This is a genomic window from Glacieibacterium frigidum (genome assembly GCF_007097155.1).
Taxonomy (GTDB): domain Bacteria; phylum Pseudomonadota; class Alphaproteobacteria; order Sphingomonadales; family Sphingomonadaceae; genus Glacieibacterium; species Glacieibacterium frigidum.
In genome coordinates, this window is the sequence record NZ_VJWA01000001.1 from 777,501 (window position 1) to 797,163 (window position 19,663).

Below are 19,663 nucleotides of genomic sequence, written 5' to 3' on the forward strand. Positions count from 1 at the left end.
CTAGGGGGTCGCGAGATCTACCAAACCTAACCAAACTCCGAATACGTGCGAGTACAGTCTGGGAGACAGACGGCGGGTGCTAAGGTCCGTCGTCGAGAGGGAAACAGCCCTGACCAACAGCTAAGGTCCCCAAATCGTGTCTAAGTGGGAAAGCATGTGGAAGTCCCAAAACAACCAGGAGGTTGGCTTAGAAGCAGCCATCCTTTAAAGAAAGCGTAACAGCTCACTGGTCTAGATAAGGATTTCTGCGGCGAAGATGTAACGGGGCTCAAGACACGTACCGAAGCTTTGGGTGCACGCAAGTGCGCGGTAGCGGAGCGTTCCGTAAGCCTGTGAAGCGGCCTGGTAATGGGTCGTGGAGGTATCGGAAGTGCGAATGTTGACATGAGTAGCGATAAACAGGGTGAGATGCCCTGTCGCCGAAAGCCCAAGGGTTCCTACGCAAGGCTAATCCGCGTAGGGTGAGCCGGTCCCTAACACGAGCCCGAAGGGGGTAGTGGATGGAAACACGGTTAATATTCCGTGGCCTGGTGGTGTGTGACGGATCGCGTGTGTTGTTCGGACTTATTGGATTGTCCGGGCTTCGAAGCGGTTCCAGGAAATAGCCCCACCGTATAGACCGTACCCGAAACCGACACAGGTGGGCTGGTAGAGTATACCAAGGCGCTTGAGAGAAGGGTGTTGAAGGAACTCGGCAAATTGCCTCCGTACCTTCGGAAGAAGGAGGCCCCACATCAAGGCAACTTTTTGTGGGGGGCACAGGCCAGGGGGTAGCGACTGTTTAGCAAAAACACAGGGCTCTGCTAAGTCGGCTTCAAGACGACGTATAGGGTCTGACGCCTGCCCGGTGCCTGAAGGTTAAGTGGAGGTGTGCAAGCACTGAAATGAAGCCCAGGTAAACGGCGGCCGTAACTATAACGGTCCTAAGGTAGCGAAATTCCTTGTCGGGTAAGTTCCGACCTGCACGAATGGCGTAACGACTTCCCCACTGTCTCCAACACCTGCTCAGCGAAATTGAATTCCCCGTGAAGATGCGGGGTACCCGCGGTTAGACGGAAAGACCCCGTGCACCTTTACTGCAGCTTCAGAGTGGTATGGGAAATGAACTGTGTAGCATAGGTGGGAGGCTTTGAAGCTTGGGCGCCAGCCTGAGTGGAGCCATCCAGTGAAATACCACCCTGTTCGTTTCTTATATCTAACCTGCGCCCATGAAACTGGGCGAGGGACCCTCTGTGGCGGGTAGTTTGACTGGGGCGGTCGCCTCCTAAAGAGTAACGGAGGCGCGCGAAGGTTGGCTCAGGACGGTTGGAAACCGTCTGTTAGAGTGCAATGGCATAAGCCAGCCTGACTGTGAGACCGACAGGTCGAGCAGAGACGAAAGTCGGTCATAGTGATCCGGTGGTCCCTCGTGGACGGGCCATCGCTCAACGGATAAAAGGTACGCCGGGGATAACAGGCTGATAACCCCCAAGAGCTCATATCGACGGGGTTGTTTGGCACCTCGATGTCGGCTCATCACATCCTGGGGCTGGAGCAGGTCCCAAGGGTTTGGCTGTTCGCCAATTAAAGTGGTACGTGAGCTGGGTTCAGAACGTCGTGAGACAGTTTGGTCCCTATCTGCCGTGGGCGTCGAGATTTGAGAGGAGTTGTCCCTAGTACGAGAGGACCGGGATGAACGTACCTCTGGTGGACCTGTCATCATGCCAATGGTGCAGCAGGGTAGCTATGTACGGACGGGATAACCGCTGAAAGCATCTAAGCGGGAAGCCTCCCTCGAGATTAGATCTCATCGAGTCGTGGAAGACCACCACGTTGATAGGCCAGGTGTGTAAGCGCGGTAACGCGTTCAGCTGACTGGTCCTAATTACTCTGATTGCGCTTGTAGATCCCACCATCATCGACAGCACTGAGCGAGAGCTTAGCATTCGATTTTCTAATTCCTGTCTGTCCGCCGGCTTCATAGCTTGGTGGTCATAGCGTCTGTGCCCCACCCGATCCCATCCCGAACTCGGCCGTGAAACCAGACTGCGCCGATGGTACTATCGCTCAAGCGATGGAAGAGTAGGACGCCGCCAGGCTTTGTAGCCGGCAGACAGGCTGAACCCATTCATAATGTTATACCCCTTGTCGCGGGGTGGAGCAGCCCGGTAGCTCGTCAGGCTCATAACCTGAAGGTCACAGGTTCAAATCCTGTCCCCGCAACCACTGACACATAATACTCAACCCCCGCCGGATATCCGGCGGGGGTTTTGTGCGTCTGGCGTCGTGGGGGCGCGTCGATGCTCCCCGAGCGGCGTGTGGTCTCTACGCTGCCTCATTGCCCTCGGCGTGCAAGTTGGGCTGGCCCGACCCGAGCTCGGGATCGTCGGTCTCGGCGTTCTCGAAATGGGTCGCGAGCGGGCTGGCCGGCCGCCGGCTTATGAGCCGGCGTCTCGCCAGCCGTCCTACTGGGCGATCGCCATAATCGGCGGACCGGCTGAACCGTTGGAGAAACAAGCGGGCATCCATCGTGCTGGCGGTCCGTTGGACAGGCCAACCCGACAGGAACGGCCGATGCCAGACTTTGAAGCCCAGGCGCGCGTGACCACATCGTCAGCAAAGGAACTTGCCGAAGCCGGCGAGAGCCCGCCGTTCGAGGACCGCAAGCCCGCCCCGATGGCCCACCCGACCGCCGGACGTGCGGAAGTCGCCGTCCAGGAAAGCTCAGGGATCGCCGCGGCTGAGGCCGGCGGTACGCTCAAGGTCGATAACGGAGCGCCGGCGGCCGAGAGCGCCGGCTCTGGCTGAGACACCCGGCTGACCTCACGTCCCGTTGGGTAATTCAAAATCTTCAGGAGTAAATGATGACCAAGGAAGCCAATCTTGCCGCCACAGAGCGGTGGGGCGCCGAAGTCGCCAGCGCCGGTCGCTACGACGTCCTGGACGAGATCCTGGCGCCCAGTTTTGTCGACCACGATCCGGCCCCCGATCAGACACCGGACATCGAGGGCCTGAAGGGCTTTTTCCGAACGATGCGCATGGCGTTTCCGGACCTGAAGGCCGAGCCGGTCGAAATCACCGCGAGCGACGACCATGTCGCGATGCGCTATACGATCAGCGGCACGCACCAGGGCAAGTTCCAAGGCGTCGCCCCGACGGGCAGAAGCTTCAAGGTCGCCGCGCTGCAGCTGGCGCGCTTCGAGAACGGCCAGTGTGTCGAACGCTGGGGGTCGACCGACGAGCTTGGCATGCTGAAGCAGCTCGGCATCCTCGCCGATGTTGCTGGTTAGCGTCAGGCATCACGGATGGCGCAGGACGCCCGCCATGTCGTACCTCGGCGAGGCCCAGCAGCCGCTCACAAGTGGTGAGATGCGGGCTCTGGCGGGGCGGCGTAAACGCGCCGGTTGAGGCGATGTGTGGTGGGCACGGACGGGGCGAGCCTCTGCGCCCTGTTCGCCGAGACCGCGGCGTGAGACGCTGCGGGCGTCACCTCGATGCACTAGACGCGATCATTACGACGACAACCGTCGAGGCCTTAGCGTCATTGCTGGCCGCGAACCGCTAGCGCCTGTTGCGCTGCGCCAGCTTCAGCGTCGCAGCCGCGAGGCCGACTGCGGCGATGTAGCAAGGCACGATCATCACACCGTACGCCGCCCAGTAGAGTGCCGGGCCCTCGAGCCCCGCGTGGGTCCACATCACCGCGAGCAGCGTCGTGGGGTTGGGGTGGCCTGCGATGACGAGAAGGTTGCTGCCGACGATCACCAGCTTGAGGACGAGCAAGGTCATCGCCGCGGTGACGAGGCGCAGCGGCCGTCGCTGGCGGGCGTGGTCGTTCAGGGGCGAGACGTAGAAGATGTCGAGGACGTGCCGCCACCAATGGCTCAGCGCCGTGCGGGGCACCCGGTGCGCCTGGACGATCCCGACCGCGAATGCGACGACGAGCGGCAGCAGCAGCGCGATATTGGCGACCACCAGAAAGCCGATCCGAATATTGTCGGCGCCATGTGCGGCAGCGGGGTTCAGCTCGACGGCATTACCGCTCCTGAGCCCGATCAGGGTCGTTGCGAAATCCGCAGCAGTCAAGGCAATGTACGAGGCGACAAGCAACAATATCGCCATGATCGCGAACAGATTATCGCCGGATAAATTTCGACTATATGATTGATCACGCACTAGAAATGCCGATTTTACTGTTGCAGTAAACAGGCGTTTCAAATAGATACTGCCGATGCGTGCGTTGGAGTAGCGAAGAGTGATCTACGTCGGCTATTTTATCATGGTGAATGCCACGGCGTATTTCCTTTTCTGCGACGATAAGGCACGCGCCGCGACGCGCCGGTATCGCGTCAGCGAGTTCCGCCTGCTGCTTGTCGCGGCGTGCGGCGGCGGCCCGGGGGCGATCATGGCGCAGCGCGTTATCCGGCATAAGACGCGCAAGCAGCCGTTTGCCGACATGCTGATGCTGATCGTCGGCATCCAGATCGGCGCGGTGATCGGGCTCGGCCTGCTGTATATGGCGCTGCATGCTGATCACACCGCGACGGTCGCGTACACGCTGGCCCCGCCCAGGATCGCAACGGCGTAGGGCAGCGGTCCGCCCGCCTGCAGCGCCGGATAACGCATCTCGGGCGTCGCAAACCGGCGCGCCGCAAGCACGACGACGGCAAGCACCGCGCCGCTCAGCGTCGTCCCCCCGATCAGCCACGGCAGGCCGTCGAACCCCGTCCACAGCGCGCACGCCGCGAGCAGCTTGACGTCGCCGCCGCCCAGCCAGCCGCGCGCAAACAGCGCAACCCCGACCGCGAACATCAGCAGGCCGGCAGCGACATGCTGCCACCACGACGGCAGCGGCCATTCGGCGATCGCGAAGCCCGCGAACAGCGCGGCGATGACGATCGACCAAGCGTCGGGAATCTCGAACTTCCGCACGTCGGCGATCGCCGCGCCGCCGACGCAGGCGAGCGCCGCTGCCGCGAGGACGAGACCCAGGCCAGTCATCGGCCCGCCGCCGCCATGCTGGGCAGCATGTCCCGCTTGATCATGATCGCACCCGGCAGGATCAGCACGGCGATCATCGTCGGCAGCATGAAGGCGACGAGCGGGATTGAGATCAGCACCGGCAGACGGTGCGCCTTCTCCTCGGCGCGCATCTTGCGGCTCTCGCGCATCTCGATGGCGTAGCATTTGAGCGCCTGCCCGATGCTCGACCCCAGCCGGTCCGACTGGATGACCAGCGTCACGAAAGAGCCGATCTCGGGCACGCCGGTGCGGCGAACGAGCCCACGCAGCGCGTCGGCACGGCTGCGCCCGGCGCGGAGTTCGAGGGCGACGAGTGCGAACTGCGCCGCGAGCAGCGGGTGCGAGCGGCGCACTTCCTGCCCGACTCGGGTGAAGCAAGCGTCGATGCCCAGCCCCGCCTCGACACAGACCAGCATGAGGTCGAGCGTGTCGGGAAAGCCGTTGAGGATCGCCTTGGCGCGGCTCTTGACGCGGTTGCCGACGTAGATGCCGGGCGCGTAAAGGCCCGCGACCGCCAGCCCGCCGATCACCAGGTATAGCTTGAGCGGCTGGACCTTCGCATCGGTCAGCATCCACGCCGCGCCGAGGATCGGCAGCAGCAGCGTCAGCCCGACGCGCGCCAGCATATAGACGCGCGGCGCATGCGGCTGGAGGAACCCGGCTTGGACGAGCTGCTCGGCCATCGGCCCGCTCTTGGCGTCGGTCAGCGTGACGCCGCGCGCCTCCACGGCGTGCACGACCCGCGACCAGAACGAGCGCGTCGCATCGACCCGCAGGCTGGTGCGCGGCGTCGGGGGTGCGGCGACGGTGCCCGCGAGCCGGTGCCGCAGGTCGACGCGCTGCGCGAACAGCGGCGCAAGCGCCATGAACGTCAGGCAGCCGGTCGTGAAGACCAGCGCGAGCACGAGCAACTGGCCGGCCAGACCCGTCATACCTTGAGGTCCACCAGCTTGCGGATGGTCAGGACGCCGAGCAGGTACAGCGTCAGGATGCCGCCGACCCCGGGCAGGAACCAGGGGTCCCCCGAGACGTCGAGATAGAATGCGGGGCTCGTCGAGAAGACGATCGAGAAGGTGAAGAGCGGCAGGATCGACAGCATCGTGCCGGTCATCTTGCCCTCGCTGGCGAGCGCCTTGACCTTCATCACCATGCTCATGCGCTCGCGGATGACCTTGGTCAGCCCTTCCAGGATCTCGGCCAGGTTGCCGCCGGTCTCGCTCTGGATAGCGACGCAGACGGTGAACATCTGGACGTCCTGGCTGCCGATGCGGTCGCTGAGGTTGGTCAGTGCCTCGCGCAGGTCCAGCCCGTAATTGACCTCGTCGATGACGATGCCGAATTCGGAGCCGCACGGGTCGGCGATCTCGGTGGTCAGCAGGTCGAGCGCGGCGCTGACCGGATGGCCTGCGCGCAGGCCGCGCACGAAGATGTCGAGCGCCACCGGGAACTGCTTGTCGAACGCCTTGATGCGCTTGGCGGCCTTCATGTTGATGACGAAGACCGGGACGCCGAAGCCCAGGCCGGCGGCGAACACCACGAGCAGCAGCATCGCGGACAGCGAGTTGAAGCGGCCGCTGAGCTCGGCGACGAGCGGAAACAGGATGCCGATCGCGAGCGTCGCGCCGGCCATGTACATCAGCATTCGTGTCGCGCCGATGCGCAGGCCCGCCTGGCGCAGCTTGGGCTCGAGCCAGTGAACCAGCGGCGCGATCAGCGCATGGCCGGCCTCGGCGCGGCGGTCGGGGCGCAGCAGCTGGAGCACCTCGCCACGCGACTTGCCCGCCGCAATCAGGCCGAGGCGGCGATTGACATGGCGGGTCTGGCGGCGCGCCGCGAGCGCGTTCATCGCGAAGTCGGCGAATAGCAGCACCGCGCCGAACACCAGGACGTAGAAGACCAGCATCGGCAGGCTGGGGAGGGCGGCGTCCATCAGGCCGACAGCTTGTTCGACGGGTCGAACAGGCTCGCGGGCAGATGGATGCCGCGCGCCGTCAGCACCTCGGTGAACTTCGGCCGGATACCCGTCGCCTCGAAGTGCCCGAGCACCTTGCCGTTCTCGCCGACGCCGGTGCGCTTGTAGCGGAAGATCTCTTGCATCAGCACGGTCTCCCCCTCCATGCCGGTGACCTCGCTGATCGACATGACGCGGCGCGAGCCATCGCTGAGGCGCGACAGCTGGAGCACGACATGGATCGCCGCGGCGATCTGCGCGCGCGCCGATTTCGGGCTGATGTCGATCCCCGACATGCCGATCATCTGCTCGATGCGGCTCAGCGCGTCGCGCGGCGTGTTGGCGTGGACGGTGGTCATTGAGCCGTCGTGGCCGGTGTTCATCGCCTGCAGCATGTCGAACGCCTCGCCCGAGCGGATTTCGCCCAGCACGATGCGGTCGGGCCGCATCCGCAGCGCGTTCTTGACCAGCTCGCGCTGGCTGATCTCGCCGCGCCCCTCGATGTTCGCGGGCCGCGTCTCCAGCCGCACGACGTGACGCTGCTGCAGCTGCAGCTCCGCGGAGTCCTCGATGGTCAGGATCCGCTCGGTATTGTCGATCGCCGCCGACAGGGCGTTGAGCATCGTCGTCTTGCCCGACCCGGTGCCGCCCGAGATGATGACGTTGCGCCGCGCCGCGACGACGCCGAGCAGCACCTCGGCGGCTTCCTGCGGCAGCGCGCCGTAACCGACCAGCTTCGACATATCGATCGGCGTCTTCGAGAATTTCCGGATCGACAGGGCAGGGCCGTCGATCGCCAACGGCCCGATGATGGCGTTCAGGCGACTGCCGTCGGCGAGCCGCGCGTCGACCATCGGCGAGCTCTCGTCGACCCGGCGACCGACCGCGCCGACGATCTTCTGGATGATGCGCAACAAATGGCGATCGTCCTTGAAGCGCGTCTTGACCTCCTCGATCTTGCCCTTGCGCTCGACGAACACCGTCGATGCGCCGTTGACCATGATGTCGGTGATCGTCGGGTCCTTGAGCAGTGGCTCGAGCGGCCCCAGGCCCAGGAGTTCGTCGAGGATGTCCTCGACCAGTTCGCCGCGCTCGGCGAGGTTGAGCGCGTGGTTCTGCTCGACCAGCATGTCCTGGACGATGCCCGCGACCTCGACCGAGATCTGCTCGCGGCTCATCGTGTCGAGCGCCGACAGGTTGATCCGCTCGATCAGGCGCTGGTGCAGGTCCACCTTCAGGTCGGTGCGCCGCTCGCCGCGTGTCGGCAGGACCGCAATGGTCGCGCTCGGCGCGGCGCCGGGCGGCGGGACGGCCGGTGAAGTCGTAGCCTCGACCGATTTGCGCGCCGGCCAGATCATGTTGCGAGTACCTGTGTCAGCCCGGCGATGAGCTTGTTGAGATCGGTCTCGACGACCGACTTGCCGCGGATCTGGCCGATGGTGCGACCCTGATCGACCGCGCTGTTCATCGTCGGCGCGTCGTCGGCAATGGTGAAATCGACCTTACGCCGCAGCACGCGCTCGCTGTCGGCCATGTCGATGGTGCGGAACAGCCTCTTGGGCACCCGGTTCAGGACGATGCGCAGCGGCGCCGCGATATGGTTGGCCTCGATCAGGTCGAGCTGCCGCCGCGCCTGCCGCAGGCCGGGGACGCTCAGATTGCTGACCATCAGCACGAGGTCCGAATGGGTCAGCGCCGCCAGCGACCAGGGCGTCCACGCCGCGGGCAGATCGACGAGCACGACTTCGAAGGTGGCCGCGGCGAGGGTCAGCACCTGCGCGACGAACGCCGGGGTCAGGGCCTCCAGTGGTGCAATGTCGGTCGGCGCGGCGACGATCTGCAGCCCGGAGGCATGGCGCGCGGCAATCGTCGACAGCAGGATCTGGTCGAGCCGGCCCTGTGCCTCGACCAGGTCGAGCAGGCCGAGCGGCGGGTGCATGTCGAGGTACAGGGCGACCGCGCCGAACTGGACGTCGAAGTCGATCAGGCAGGTCGATTGCTGCGCCGCCCACAGGCAGCCGGTCTGGCACGCGAGCGCGGTCGCGCCCGCGCCGCCGACGGCGCGTACGAAGCTGATGACGCGTCCCTTGGCGGCGGTCTCGGGCCGGCTGGCGATGACCTTGCGCGCCGTAGTCAGCGCCTCGTCGAGATCGGCAGGGTCGAGCGGCAGGGCAACCACGTCGACGGCGCCAGCGCGCATCAGGGTGCGGGTCGCGGCGGCATCGAGCGCACGCGTCGCGGCGATCACCGGGCGCGGCTGCTCGGCGAGGATGCGCACGAATTGGTCGAGCTGTCCCGGCCGGTCGAGCATGACCTCGACGACCAGTACATCGGCCTGGCGCAGGAAGGGCAGGGTCGGAACGAGGTCCTCGAGCGCCGCGAAATGCAGATGGACCGTCGCCGACGCCAGATCGGGCGGAACCGCCCCGGCGTTGCCCGGATCGACGACAAGGGCGACGCGCAGCGCCCGGAGCCGCTGCGTGGATGCAGTCGCCACGGGGGCGAGCGCGCTCACTTCGGCGTACGCTCCCACATGATGCGCGGCTCGATCGTCGTGTTCTTGAGCGGCTTGACTCGCTCGGTTAGCATCCGGCGCACGTTGTTGACTGCCATCACCCCATCCGCCCCCTCGACCGCCGGCCCGCGCGGCGGCGGCGGCACGATCATCGCCGCGAAATTGTCGCGCGTCGCCGAACCGAACTGCGGCCCGGCATTGACGCCGGCGGGCGGCGTCGAGAGGAAGCTGGCAGCGGCGAGCAGCAGGATCATGGCTTTTTCGTCCCCTGTGGTGCCTGGCGCGCGCCGAGCAGCAGCTGTTCGGCCTCGCCGGGTGCGCGGACCCGGTCGGTCGGCATCGACAGCGCCGCGGGCGCGACCGGACGCACGATGTGCGGCGTCACGGTGATGACCAGCTCGGTCTCGTTGCGGTTGAACCGCGTCGAGCGGAACAGCGCGCCGATGATCGGGATGCTGCCGAGGAGCGGCACCTGACGCACCGAATTGGCGAAGTCGGCACCGACCAGTCCGGCGATCGCGAAGCTTTCGCCGTCGCGCATCTCGAGCGTCGTTCGCGCACGCCGCGTCCGCAGCCCCGGGATGATGATCGTGTTGAGGCGGATCGAGGCATTAGGATCGATCGAGCTGACCTCGGGCGCAACGACTAGGCTGATCATGCCGTTGGCGAGCACGGTCGGCGTGAACGCCAGGCTGACGCCGAACTCCTTGAATTCGATGGTGATCGTCGGCGTGCCACCTTGCCCGACCGACGACGCGACCGGGATAGGAAACTCGCCGCCGGCCAGGAACGACGCCGTCTCGCCCGACAGGGCGATCAGGTTGGGTTGCGCCAGCGTGTTGACCAGCCCCTTCTCCTCGAGGGCGTCGAGCGCGAGGTTGATATTGAGCCCGCCGAGCCCGAAGCTGCCGAAAATGGTCGCGAATGCGTCGGTCGGCCGTGTGACGACGCGGTCCCCGGTAAACAGGTCGTCACCCGACCCGGCCTGGAAGTTTCCGGTTCTGGACGCGGTAAGCGAGCGAAAACCCAGCTCCTTGACAGTGCTGCGCTGCATTTCCGAGAAGCGCACCTCGAGCAGGACCTGCTGCGGCGAGCCGAGCGACATGAAGTTGACGACCTTGCCCGGTGCGTAGGTCTCGGCGATGCGCGCCGCGCGCTCGGCGACGACGGCGTTCGAAACCTGGCCGTCGATGACCACCGAATCGCCCGCGCCGCGCACACCGATCGGCTCGCCGGGCAGCAGCGCAGCGAGCTGGCTGCGCAGCCCGCTGACGTCGGCCCCGACGATCAGGTCGATCACTGCGACCAGCTGCCCGGCCTTGTCGTAGACGGTCAGGTTAGTCGCGCCGGGCTTCTTGCCGAGGACGTACAGCGTCTCGGCATTCATCGGCAGCACGTCGGCGACCTCCTGGTTGCCGACCAGCACCTTCGAGAAGCGGCGCGCGATGTGGATGAGCTGGCTCTTGCCCTGCGCGACCGTGACCGCCTCGCCGCTGCGCGCCACGATCGGTGCGGTTTGCGGACGCGCCGGCGCAGGGATCGCAGCCAGCAGAATGGCGGCGGCAGCCAGCGCAAGCCCCCCGGTCTCGCGCTGGCGCCGCGCAGTGTGAAGCGTCCGACACCGGGTCGATTTCAATGTTGCCGGCATCATTCGCTCCGCGCGATCTGGTAACGTGCGGTATCGACCCCGCGCACGATTTCGATGGTCGTCCCCGCCGGCGCTCGCGGTGCGCGGGCCGCGACGCGGTGGACCCGGCGGGCGCGTCGGACGCGCCCCTGCACCGCGACGGTGGCGAGCGGGCGAACGCGGTCGCGCAGGTCGTCGACCTTGACGGTCGGGGCCGGGTCCATCGCTTCGAGCTGCGGATTTCGCAGCGTCAGGCTGAGTGTCCCGACGACGCTGGCGAGCGCCAGTTTCTGCGCCTGAACCGGCGTAACCGCGACGGTGACGCTCTGCACGACCTCCGGCTTGTCCTTGGCCTCGTTGGCGTCCTGATTGACGGCCAGGACGCGGACGTTCTGTGCGAGCACGTCGGTGTAGGCGGGCTCGGTCATGGTCGGCGTGCGCGTGACAAGAATATCGACGCGCTCACCGGGCAGGATGAAGCCGCCGGTCCCGGTGACGTCGGTGACGCGAACCGTCGCGGCGCGCATGTCGGCGGGTATTTTCGTGGAAATGCTGGTGCGGCCGCCCGCGCCCGACAATTTCGTGAGCAGCAGCGGCTCGCCGGCGGTCAGCGGTACGGAGATCGTCCGATCGGCCTGGACGGCGGCGATGCTGCGGAAACTGCCCGCGGGCACGCTGTCGGCGGGCCATTCGACGATTTTCAGCTTGGCCGGGTCGATCTTGCTGCCGAACGGCAAAGTGTCGGCAGCGACGACGACCGGGGTTGATCGGGGGGCGGCGGCGATCGCCGCGCTCTCGGCGCCACCCCCCGATCCGATGTAGAAACGCATCACGAGAACAGCCAACAGACCGAGCGCGATTGCTCCGATTAACATGAAGAGCGACCGTTGCGGCACTGCCGACGTTCCTCGCTTTTAAGCAACTAAAGCAACACGATACACACATCCATCGTCCACCCTTGCGACCCGGGAAGGGCGATGGTTCGTTGACGGACCAGGGTTCAAGGCGGGGTGCCCGGGCGCCCGGTCCGAAAGCATTACGGCGTGACGCCGGCGGTGGTCAGGGTGCCCGTGGTGCGACCCATCGCGCCGCTGATCGAGCCCTGCAGGGCGATGGCAGCGACGACGATGCCGCCACCGATGACGGCGAGGATCAGCGCATACTCGGCCGCCGAAGCACCCGACTTGCTGACGCGAACTTTCTTCAAGAGCTTCATCATGATTGTACGCCTCTCAACTACACGCTGCTGCCAGCGTGGCCACACTCACTACCGTAGAATTACGGTAGTGCTTGGAACAGGATGAGATGTTGGCAAGACGACAGCGATTTAACTGCGCTTTGCTACCCCTAGACCGACCGAGATCGGAGCCCCCCTGGCCCGTCTCTTAAACGAGAGCCAAATCGTCTTCAGCGCAACAGATTTTTAGTTAGCGACCGCTTAACGACGCCCAAGTATTAATATGTTCGCGTTCCGTTCGGGGTATCCACGAGCTAGCCCGATCACATTTTAACACTTCCCTTAACCAAAAACTTTTGGTGACAGGGTCTGATTGAGCAACCGAGGCACGTCTGCGTGGCCGAAGCCGGACGTTTCCGCGTGAATCTCCAACGGTTAACCATCGTGCGTGCCGCGGCAGGACTCTCGACCGGCGGAGCTGCGGCGCGATACCGTAATAACCGAGGCTAACATTATCGGCGCGGATGATAACCGGATCGTAAGAATTTCGGGCCACCCTAGGGATGGGGGCTGATTACCGAGTATGCGTTTGCGTTCGATTTTTGGGGGTGTCCTGCGTGGACGCGGCGGGGCCGTCAGCGGCATCGCGGCGATCCTGCTGCCCGTGACGCTCGGGACTGCGGGCCTTGTCATCGAACATGGGCGCGGCCTGGTCGAGAAGGTCGAGAACCAGCGCATCGCCGACCTGAGCGCCTATGCCGGCGCGGTTGCCTACAACACCACCGTATCCCAGAACGCGATGACCAACGCCGCGAAGGCGGTTGCCGCGCTGAATGGCATTCCGGCTGCATCTGTGAATGTAGCCCTCGTCACGTCGCCCGCCGCTCCGGCGAACTCGGCGGTGCGTGTTACCGTGACGACCAACGTCACCATGATGCTGTCGCGGGTCGTCGGCGCGCCCGCCACTCTGGCCGTGCCCGCCGAAGCCTTCGCCGAGCTGCGCCCATCGGTCGATTCGTGCATCCTTGCCCTCGCCGCGTCGGGCGGCGGCGTCCAGATGATCGGCGGCGCGCAGCTTAACGCGCCGGCCTGCGTGACGGCGTCCAATGCCGCGATCTCGGTACCGTGCGGAACGGGGCTACGCGCGGTCGGGGTCGCCTATAATTCGGCCGCACTACCGTCCCAGCCGTGCGGCGGCATCCAGGGGCCGAACGGGTCGGCCGCGACGATCGTCAAGAAGGTGACCAACGATCCACTTGCCGGCAATGCCGACATCGCGACGGCGCGCGCGCGCCTGGTCCCCGTTGCTGCACTGACCGCGCCGGGAGCGCCGGTTGGGCCGGGCGTCCCGGCAATTGCCGCGCCGACCGGCACCTTCCTCGATATCGAACTCGGCTACGACGACGCCAAGACCAAGACCCAAGCGATCGCGCTCGGCTGCACGGCGACCAAGTCGGGATCGACCTGGACGCTCAACTGCCCCCCGGGCGACCATCGCTTCAAAACTGTCTCGGTCGGCGGCGGCCTGGCGGTCGAATTTGTCGGCAACAGCCTGACCAACAACTTCTTCTCGATGGCGATGAGCACCGGGCCGGCGATCAATTTCGGCAACGCCAATTATCTGTTCATGCAGGGGCTGACGATCGGCTACGGCGGCGTGACCTTCGGCACCGGCACGCTCAACGTCATCGGTGGCCTGTCGACCGGCGCGACGACGACGATCGGATCGACCAACGTCAGCGTCACCGGCGACGCGACCTTCAACTCCACGACTCGCCTGACCGGTAACGGCCGGCTGTGGGTCGGCGGCAACCTGACGACCAAGGACACGCCGTCGATCGCCCAGCCCGAGATCCGCGTCGGCGGCAATTTCGCGGTGACCAGCCCGAGCGCCTTCAACAGCATCACCCAGCTGTCGGTGGGCGGCGCGATGACCATCGGCACCTACGGCACCATGAGCTTCGGCGGCGGCACCTGGAACATCGTCGGCGGACTGACCACCGGGGGCAGCTCGACGATCACCATCGGCGCCGGCAATTTCACCATTGGCCGCAGCGCATCGACGTGCAGCGGCGCGCAGTTCAGCCTGTGCAGCAGCGCGGCCTCGCTGATCTTCGCCGGGCCCAGCAGCTTCGTCCTGCAAGCCGGGGTCGCGGCGACGGGCGGTTCGATCCTCGTGCTCGGCAGTAGCGGCACCACCAACAGCTTCCGGATCGGCGCCTCGACCAACGGCAACGCGGTGCAGATCGGTGGCGGCGCGACGTTCAGGACGGGCGATGCGACGGGCGTAAGCAGCATCTTCGAGCTGGGCGGCCACCTCAACATCGCGAGCGGCGGCGGCAGCTGCACGGTCATCGGCGCGGCGTCGCAGCACGACATCGCGGGCAGCATCCTGACCGCCGGCGCGACCGTGCTGGGCGCGGGGGTCTATACGGTCACCGGGTCGATAGGGATCGGCGCCAATGGCGGCGGCAACGTGATGTGCAACGGTGCTAACACCGGCCTGCTGGCCAATGGCGTCAGCATGATTGTCGGCGCAGCCGGTGCGGCACTTACCGGGGCCTGCGCCGAACAGGCATTCTGCGTCGCCGCGGGCTATCAGACCGTCGTGGTCACGACGCCGACCGCGGGCACCTACAAGCGGCTCGTCGTCGTCGGGCCAGCGACGGGCGCACGCGGCGCCTATTTTGCGCAGGGCGCATCGGCCACCACCCTGTCGGGCCTGTTCTACTTCCCCGTCGGGGCGATTCGCTTCGACGGTGCGGCGAGCGTCGGCAACGGCGCGGGCGAGTGCCTCCAGCTGATCGGCAAGGAGATCACGCTGAGCGGCGGTTCGCTGCTCGCCTCGACGTGCATCAGCGGCACCGCGAGTGGCGGCAAGGTCGTGCTGATCAAATGAGTGCGGCCCGGATCTGGCGCGCGCGCGGCGGTGCCGTCGCGGTCGAGTTCGCGATCATCGCGCAGGTGTTCGCGGTGATCTTCGCCGGCACTGCCGAGATCGGGATCATCTATTTGAAACGGCTGCAGCTCAACAACACGCTCGCCGCCGCGACCAATTACGCGATGGTCAATACGGCGGCAGTGTCGAGCGCGGGCGGCGCGGCGCTCGCTACGACGCTGGCGGCGGTCCTCACCGATGATGGTGTCGCTGCTCCGGCGACGGTGACGATCGTCGTCAACAACGGGCCGCGGCGCAGCATCCTGAACGGCGCCGCCACGACGGCGGGCACGGCGGCCGATGCCGATCGCTGCTATTGCCCGACCGCCACGACGACGGTCACGTGGGGGTCGCCGGTGACCTGCGGCAGCGCCTGCGCCAGCGGCCTGCGCGGCGGCAAGTTCGTCGAGCTGCGCGTCAGTCGTCCGCACACGGCGCTGTTCAGTGGCTTCGGCGGTGTCCGCGACGGCAAGATCGCGCTGATGTCGCTGGTGCAGACCGAATGATGCGGTCGCGGTCGGGAAGCGCGGCGGTCGAGTTCGCGTTGATCCTCGTGCCCTTCGTGCTGCTATTGTTCGGCGGTATGGAGTTCGGCCGGCTGATCTGGACGCGCAACGCGCTGCAGCAGACGGCGTTCGCCACCGCCCGCTGCATGGGGGTTCGCCAGGCGCCGTGCGCGACCGGGCTCCTGCCGGATGTCGCACGCAGCGTCACCTTCGCACGGACGCGCGCCGCCAGCTTCAGCGTTGCCGTTCCGGCCGCCGCCGTGGTGGCGACCGCCGCGGGGACCTGCGCCAGCCAGGGCGGCTTTTCGCGCGTAACGATCTCGACGAGCTTCCGGACGATCATTCCGCTGCTGCGCCCGATCCTGGGCGAAGCCTATCCGATCAGGGTCGTGGCCTGCTTTCCCAACCAGACGTGACGCCCGTCCGCTTCCTGCGCGAACGGGCGTCTCGCCTTTAGGCTGCGACCGCGCGCCGGCGCCGCAGCGACTGGCCGATCAGGCCGAAGCCACCGATCATCAGCGCCCAGCTCGCCGGCTCGGGCACCGCTGCCCCACTGATGTTGATCTGTGCGACGCCGAACGTGTCGGTACCCGAGACCGAGAAATAGGCGATGCCCGGTGCCGTCAGCGTCAGCAGCGACCGGCTGTTGAGCCCGACGGTCAGGTCGTTGACCACTGACGAGATCAGGACATTGTTGATGTCGAAGACCGACAGGGTGAGCTGGCCCGGCGATGCGAAGCCTGCCTCGACCGAGATGAAGCCGGTCGTCGTGCCGGTCGTCGTGCCCGCGACGATGATGCGACCGTCGACCGCCGTCAGCAGGTCGAGCACGCCCTCGCCGTTGATCCCGCCGAACGCCAGGGCGTCGCCGTCGTCGAAATAGCCCTCGACATTCCCGAACGAGAAATCGACGCCGAAATCGATGTAGTTGGTCCCAAGGACACCGCCCTCCGCGAGCAGGCCGAACGATGGAGTCTGCGCGACACTTGGATTGCTCGCCGGCCCGAACGATCCCGGCGAAAGTGCAGCCTGCGCCGACGTCGCGAGCCCTAAACCAAGAATGAATACAAGTTGACGCAACATAAATACCCCCAAAGCTAGTAACTGCCGAAACAAGCGGCAGTGCACGTTCGGTCTGGTGCGAAAATTGTCAAGGTCTCTTCTATGAATATTTAGAGGCTGCGGCGTGAACAGATGCAAATCAAGCCGACTAGCTGCGTGATGGCGGCAAAACATGCGACTTGCTGCAGCCGCGGCGTTCCTACCCTCCCGGCACCTGCGAGCGAAACCCGGTTTCATCCTCACCGCAATCGGGTATGACAACTTTACAAATAGCCGAACGGGGGGCGATGATGAGAGCGGATGTATCGGAGGGCTGGGACCGGCGCAGTGTCATGGCCCTCTCCGCAGCCATCGCCGCGCCGGCCCTTCCGACCTGGGCTGCGCCGGCCGCGCCTGGGCTCGGGTCGTGGGCGACTTCGCGCGATGGCCTGCCGTCCTACAGCTACACCGGCGCGCTGCCGGCAGCCGCGAAGACCCGCAATGGCAAGGACGCCGAGGAGGCCCCGGATCCCGCATTCCTGATCGGTAACCACCGCATCACTGTATTCACCCACGTCAGCGGCATCATGCAGATCATGACAGGGGAGCGCGTCTGGGCGCGGGTCAATGCTGCGGACACGATCAACTACGGCGTGAACGCCGCCCGGCTGCGCGTCGACGGCGCGACCCACAACCTGATCGGCCTCGCGTCGCTGGCGGCCGACCCCGCGACTGCCCGCCACTTCGGCTGCGGGTTCGCGCGCTACGCCTACCGCCCGGTGCGCGACGTGTCGGTGCGCCGCGTCGTGTCGATGGCGCCCTCCGCGTCGGTCGGCGGCGGTGTGCCGGCGTTCGTCGTCTCGATCACGCTCTACAACCGCTCGGGCTTCGCGCGCGACTTCGATTATGAAGAAACCATCCGCAATCACTACGTCACGGCCAGTCAGCAGCGGCTGCCGATGGCCGAGCGGACCGCACATTATCCGTCGACGACATCCCACGACGGTACGGTGGCCCTGGCCCGGACGCGGTTCGAGGCCCTGCAGTTCACCCCGCCCGCCGCGCCGACGGACGCGGTGATGCACGACGTCAGCCCTGCGAGCGTCTTCATGGCGGCCCAGCCCGCCGCGGGTGTATCCGCCGATATGTCGGGGTCGACCGACGCCCAGCTCGTCGCGCGTTTCACGGGCATGATCCCGGCGCGGGGCAGCGTCACCTTCCACCTCGTCGTCGGCCTGACGCAAGGCTCGCTCGCCGACGCCGCAGCGACCGCCCGCGAACTTTTGTCAGGGGTCGACCCGGCGCGCCTCGACGAGGGCCTGTTCGCTGCCGCCTGGCGCCGCCACCTGCCCGACTATGCCCGCGAGCCCGATCCCGTGTTTCGCACCGAGATGACGTGGCACGCCCATGCGCTTGAGGCGATGGCGACGCACAGCGCGTATTTCGACGAGACCTTCGTGCCGCAGGGCGTCGTCTATGCCTATGAGGACGGAGAGAATATCTCCAACCGCGACAATCTGCAGGCGCTACTGCCGCTCTGCTACACCAACCCCGCGCTCGCCCGCTCGTCGCTGCGCCACGTGCTCCGCCAGACGACGACGAACGGCGAGATCAAGCGTGGCACCGGCGGCATCGGCTATGTCTCGCCGAGCATCTACAAGGAGAGCGACGAGCAGCTGTACCTGTTCATGGCGCTCGCCGAGTATCTGCGCATCACCGGCGATCACGCGTTCCTCGACGACCTGCTGCCCGCCTATCCGCCCGACGGGACGGCGCGGTTCAGCGTGCTCACGCTGCTGCAGAAGCATTTCGTCTATCTGCGTGACGAGGTCGGGCTGGGGCCGCACGGCCTGATCCGCATCCTCAACTCCGACTGGAGCGACTCGTTCTTCCACAAATACTCGCCGAACATCCTGATGCATGCGGCGGAGTCGCACCTGAACTCCGCGATGGCGCTGGCGGTGATGCCGGCGCTGATCACCGCGCTGAAGGCGGCCAGGCGCACCGACATCGACGACTTCGTCGCGGCACTCGAAGCCTATCATGCTGCGCTGACCACCGCCTATTTCAAGGACCTGGGGACGCGCGACTTCAGCGCGCGCGCCTATCTCAACGAGGGCAAGCCGAGCTATGGCCTCGATATCGTCTGCCTTGAGCCGCAGGGCTTCCTGCTGCAGGTCCCCGACCTCGCCGAGGCACGCAAGCGGGCGATCTACGACCGCGTCAAGGCGGCGACGCTCGATCCAATCGGCTTCCGCATCCGCGAGCGGCCGATCTTCGGCGGCAAGGGCGAGGGCGAGGACGGCGGCATCTGGTTCGCGCTCGAGCATCAGATGGTGCGCGGCGTTGCCACCTTCGACAAGGCGGAGGCGCGCCGCCTGCTGCACCGCATGAGCTTCGCCAACTTCGCGCGCGTCTATCCGGATTACTGGATGGGCCGCTGGACGCACTTCGACTGCGTGCAGTCGACGCTGAGCGAGCGCGAGGGGCTGCTCAACTACTGGCGCGGCACCTTCCGCCAGCAGAGCATGGGCTATTGCTCGCACGTCCACTCATGGCCGCTCTACAATTACCACCGCGTCATGAAGTGACCGGTCTGACCCATAGAGGCTCGCGCCCCCGGAGCGTCCTGTCCTGGCCGGTCTAGATGTTCCCGGTTCCGCCAGCGGCGCTTGCCCGACTGATCTGGCGCCAGTGCGAATGTGAAAGATCGAGGTCAGGCCGCGGCGCACAGCCATGGCCGACGCAAAGTTGTTCGACATATCGGGCAAAACTGGAGGTGCCGGCACGTATCGCTTTGGCGTTCGAGCAATCCGACGCTGACGGGACGCGACCAGAAGAGGCGCCTACCCACACCAATGAGATCTATAACCCACTCGATTTTAACATATAAATGACTGACGGTGCAAT

18 protein-coding genes, 1 tRNA gene and 2 rRNA genes (1 of these 21 running past the window's edge) are annotated in these 19,663 nt (G+C 65.7%); 10 read left to right on the forward strand and 11 right to left on the reverse strand.

Translation table 11 applies throughout. The annotated features are described in order from the left end of the window. From FMM06_RS03735 to FMM06_RS03755, 5 genes are all read left to right on the forward strand, one after another. Positions 1–1,884 (forward strand): 23S ribosomal RNA (locus FMM06_RS03735); it begins 920 nt to the left of the window's first position. A gap of 79 nt (positions 1,885–1,963) precedes the next feature. After that, positions 1,964–2,078 (forward strand): 5S ribosomal RNA (gene rrf / locus FMM06_RS03740). A gap of 50 nt (positions 2,079–2,128) precedes the next feature. After that, positions 2,129–2,205 (forward strand) — tRNA-Met (locus tag FMM06_RS03745). 348 nt (positions 2,206–2,553) lie between these two features. Next, positions 2,554–2,787: a hypothetical protein gene (locus FMM06_RS03750; RefSeq protein WP_143554847.1), complete on the forward strand. Its 234-nt coding sequence runs from the start codon at positions 2,554–2,556 to the stop codon at positions 2,785–2,787. Between the two features lie 56 nt (positions 2,788–2,843). Then, positions 2,844–3,269, forward strand: coding sequence for an ester cyclase (locus FMM06_RS03755; RefSeq protein ID WP_143554848.1), 426 nt, complete (start codon positions 2,844–2,846; stop codon positions 3,267–3,269). Positions 3,270–3,540: 271 nt separating this feature from the next. Here FMM06_RS03755 and FMM06_RS03760 read toward each other — a convergent pair whose 3' ends face one another. Next, positions 3,541–4,098, reverse strand: coding sequence for a DUF5658 family protein (locus FMM06_RS03760; protein WP_143554849.1), 558 nt, complete (start codon positions 4,096–4,098; stop codon positions 3,541–3,543). Positions 4,099–4,231: 133 nt separating this feature from the next. On the opposite strand from FMM06_RS03760, the gene FMM06_RS03765 reads away from it, so the two are divergent. Continuing rightward, entirely contained in the window at positions 4,232–4,564 is a 333-nt protein-coding gene (locus FMM06_RS03765) for a DUF1294 domain-containing protein (protein ID WP_235889057.1), read from the forward strand. Here FMM06_RS03765 and FMM06_RS03770 read toward each other — a convergent pair. The 9 genes from FMM06_RS03770 to FMM06_RS03810 all read right to left on the reverse strand — a co-directional run bounded on the left by FMM06_RS03770 (position 4,510) and on the right by FMM06_RS03810 (position 12,310). Next, on the reverse strand, positions 4,510–4,977 hold the full coding sequence (locus FMM06_RS03770; RefSeq protein ID WP_143554850.1) for an A24 family peptidase: 468 nt from the start codon (positions 4,975–4,977) through the stop codon (positions 4,510–4,512). The genes FMM06_RS03765 and FMM06_RS03770 overlap by 55 nt on opposite strands. Then, positions 4,974–5,930, reverse strand: coding sequence for a type II secretion system F family protein (locus FMM06_RS03775; protein WP_143554851.1), 957 nt, complete (start codon positions 5,928–5,930; stop codon positions 4,974–4,976). Before FMM06_RS03775 ends, FMM06_RS03770 begins: the two co-directional genes overlap by 4 nt. Further along, entirely contained in the window at positions 5,927–6,928 is a 1,002-nt protein-coding gene (locus tag FMM06_RS03780) for a type II secretion system F family protein (RefSeq protein WP_143554852.1), read from the reverse strand. The genes FMM06_RS03775 and FMM06_RS03780 overlap by 4 nt, the downstream gene beginning before the upstream one ends. Next, positions 6,928–8,304: a CpaF family protein gene (locus FMM06_RS03785; protein ID WP_407925193.1), complete on the reverse strand. Its 1,377-nt coding sequence runs from the start codon at positions 8,302–8,304 to the stop codon at positions 6,928–6,930. Before FMM06_RS03785 ends, FMM06_RS03780 begins: the two co-directional genes overlap by 1 nt. Continuing rightward, positions 8,304–9,446, reverse strand: a complete 1,143-nt coding sequence (locus tag FMM06_RS03790; RefSeq protein ID WP_143554854.1) for an AAA family ATPase — start codon at positions 9,444–9,446, stop codon at positions 8,304–8,306. Before FMM06_RS03790 ends, FMM06_RS03785 begins: the two co-directional genes overlap by 1 nt. 14 nt (positions 9,447–9,460) lie before the next feature. After that, the gene (locus FMM06_RS03795) at positions 9,461–9,718 is read right to left on the reverse strand and encodes a hypothetical protein (protein WP_143554855.1); all 258 of its coding nucleotides are present in this window, start codon (positions 9,716–9,718) and stop codon (positions 9,461–9,463) included. Continuing rightward, entirely contained in the window at positions 9,715–10,968 is a 1,254-nt protein-coding gene (locus FMM06_RS03800) for a type II and III secretion system protein family protein (protein WP_185965021.1), read from the reverse strand. Before FMM06_RS03800 ends, FMM06_RS03795 begins: the two co-directional genes overlap by 4 nt. 143 nt (positions 10,969–11,111) lie before the next feature. Next, entirely contained in the window at positions 11,112–11,966 is an 855-nt protein-coding gene (gene cpaB, locus FMM06_RS03805) for a Flp pilus assembly protein CpaB (protein WP_143554857.1), read from the reverse strand. 161 nt (positions 11,967–12,127) lie between these two features. Then, positions 12,128–12,310: a Flp family type IVb pilin gene (locus FMM06_RS03810; protein ID WP_328591546.1), complete on the reverse strand. Its 183-nt coding sequence runs from the start codon at positions 12,308–12,310 to the stop codon at positions 12,128–12,130. Between the two features lie 541 nt (positions 12,311–12,851). Between FMM06_RS03810 and FMM06_RS03815 the strand changes: the two genes are divergently transcribed. Genes FMM06_RS03815 through FMM06_RS03825 form a run of 3 tightly spaced genes read left to right on the forward strand, consistent with a single transcriptional unit; the run spans position 12,852 to position 16,128 of the window. Continuing rightward, positions 12,852–15,167, forward strand: a complete 2,316-nt coding sequence (locus FMM06_RS03815) for a pilus assembly protein TadG-related protein (protein WP_143554858.1) — start codon at positions 12,852–12,854, stop codon at positions 15,165–15,167. Continuing rightward, positions 15,164–15,712, forward strand: coding sequence for a TadE/TadG family type IV pilus assembly protein (locus FMM06_RS03820; RefSeq protein WP_143554859.1), 549 nt, complete (start codon positions 15,164–15,166; stop codon positions 15,710–15,712). Before FMM06_RS03815 ends, FMM06_RS03820 begins: the two co-directional genes overlap by 4 nt. Beyond that, positions 15,709–16,128 carry a TadE/TadG family type IV pilus assembly protein gene (locus FMM06_RS03825; protein WP_143554860.1) on the forward strand — a complete coding sequence of 140 codons (420 nt, stop codon included), beginning with the start codon at positions 15,709–15,711 and terminating at the stop codon, positions 16,126–16,128. The genes FMM06_RS03820 and FMM06_RS03825 overlap by 4 nt, the downstream gene beginning before the upstream one ends. 37 nt (positions 16,129–16,165) lie before the next feature. Here FMM06_RS03825 and FMM06_RS03830 read toward each other — a convergent pair whose 3' ends face one another. Then, entirely contained in the window at positions 16,166–16,795 is a 630-nt protein-coding gene (locus tag FMM06_RS03830) for a PEPxxWA-CTERM sorting domain-containing protein (protein ID WP_143554861.1), read from the reverse strand. Positions 16,796–17,061: 266 nt separating this feature from the next. Between FMM06_RS03830 and FMM06_RS03835 the strand changes: the two genes are divergently transcribed. Beyond that, entirely contained in the window at positions 17,062–19,344 is a 2,283-nt protein-coding gene (locus FMM06_RS03835; protein ID WP_143554862.1) for a GH36-type glycosyl hydrolase domain-containing protein, read from the forward strand. Positions 19,345–19,663: the final 319 nt, after the last annotated feature.

Bases quoted from the DNA above. Each gene is read 5' to 3' on its own strand.
- FMM06_RS03750 (WP_143554847.1), top strand. From the start codon at position 2,554: ATGCCAGACTTTGAAGCCCAGGCGCGCGTGACCACATCGTCAGCAAAG.
- FMM06_RS03755 (WP_143554848.1), top strand. From the start codon at position 2,844: ATGACCAAGGAAGCCAATCTTGCCGCCACAGAGCGGTGGGGCGCCGAA.
- FMM06_RS03760 (WP_143554849.1), bottom strand. From the start codon at position 4,098: ATGGCGATATTGTTGCTTGTCGCCTCGTACATTGCCTTGACTGCTGCG.
- FMM06_RS03770 (WP_143554850.1), bottom strand. From the start codon at position 4,977: ATGACTGGCCTGGGTCTCGTCCTCGCGGCAGCGGCGCTCGCCTGCGTC.
- FMM06_RS03775 (WP_143554851.1), bottom strand. From the start codon at position 5,930: ATGACGGGTCTGGCCGGCCAGTTGCTCGTGCTCGCGCTGGTCTTCACG.
- FMM06_RS03780 (WP_143554852.1), bottom strand. From the start codon at position 6,928: ATGGACGCCGCCCTCCCCAGCCTGCCGATGCTGGTCTTCTACGTCCTG.
- FMM06_RS03795 (WP_143554855.1), bottom strand. From the start codon at position 9,718: ATGATCCTGCTGCTCGCCGCTGCCAGCTTCCTCTCGACGCCGCCCGCC.
- cpaB (WP_143554857.1), bottom strand. From the start codon at position 11,966: ATGTTAATCGGAGCAATCGCGCTCGGTCTGTTGGCTGTTCTCGTGATG.
- FMM06_RS03810 (WP_328591546.1), bottom strand. From the start codon at position 12,310: ATGATGAAGCTCTTGAAGAAAGTTCGCGTCAGCAAGTCGGGTGCTTCG.
- FMM06_RS03815 (WP_143554858.1), top strand. From the start codon at position 12,852: ATGCGTTTGCGTTCGATTTTTGGGGGTGTCCTGCGTGGACGCGGCGGG.
- FMM06_RS03820 (WP_143554859.1), top strand. From the start codon at position 15,164: ATGAGTGCGGCCCGGATCTGGCGCGCGCGCGGCGGTGCCGTCGCGGTC.
- FMM06_RS03825 (WP_143554860.1), top strand. From the start codon at position 15,709: ATGATGCGGTCGCGGTCGGGAAGCGCGGCGGTCGAGTTCGCGTTGATC.
- FMM06_RS03830 (WP_143554861.1), bottom strand. From the start codon at position 16,795: ATGTTGCGTCAACTTGTATTCATTCTTGGTTTAGGGCTCGCGACGTCG.
- FMM06_RS03835 (WP_143554862.1), top strand. From the start codon at position 17,062: ATGATGAGAGCGGATGTATCGGAGGGCTGGGACCGGCGCAGTGTCATG.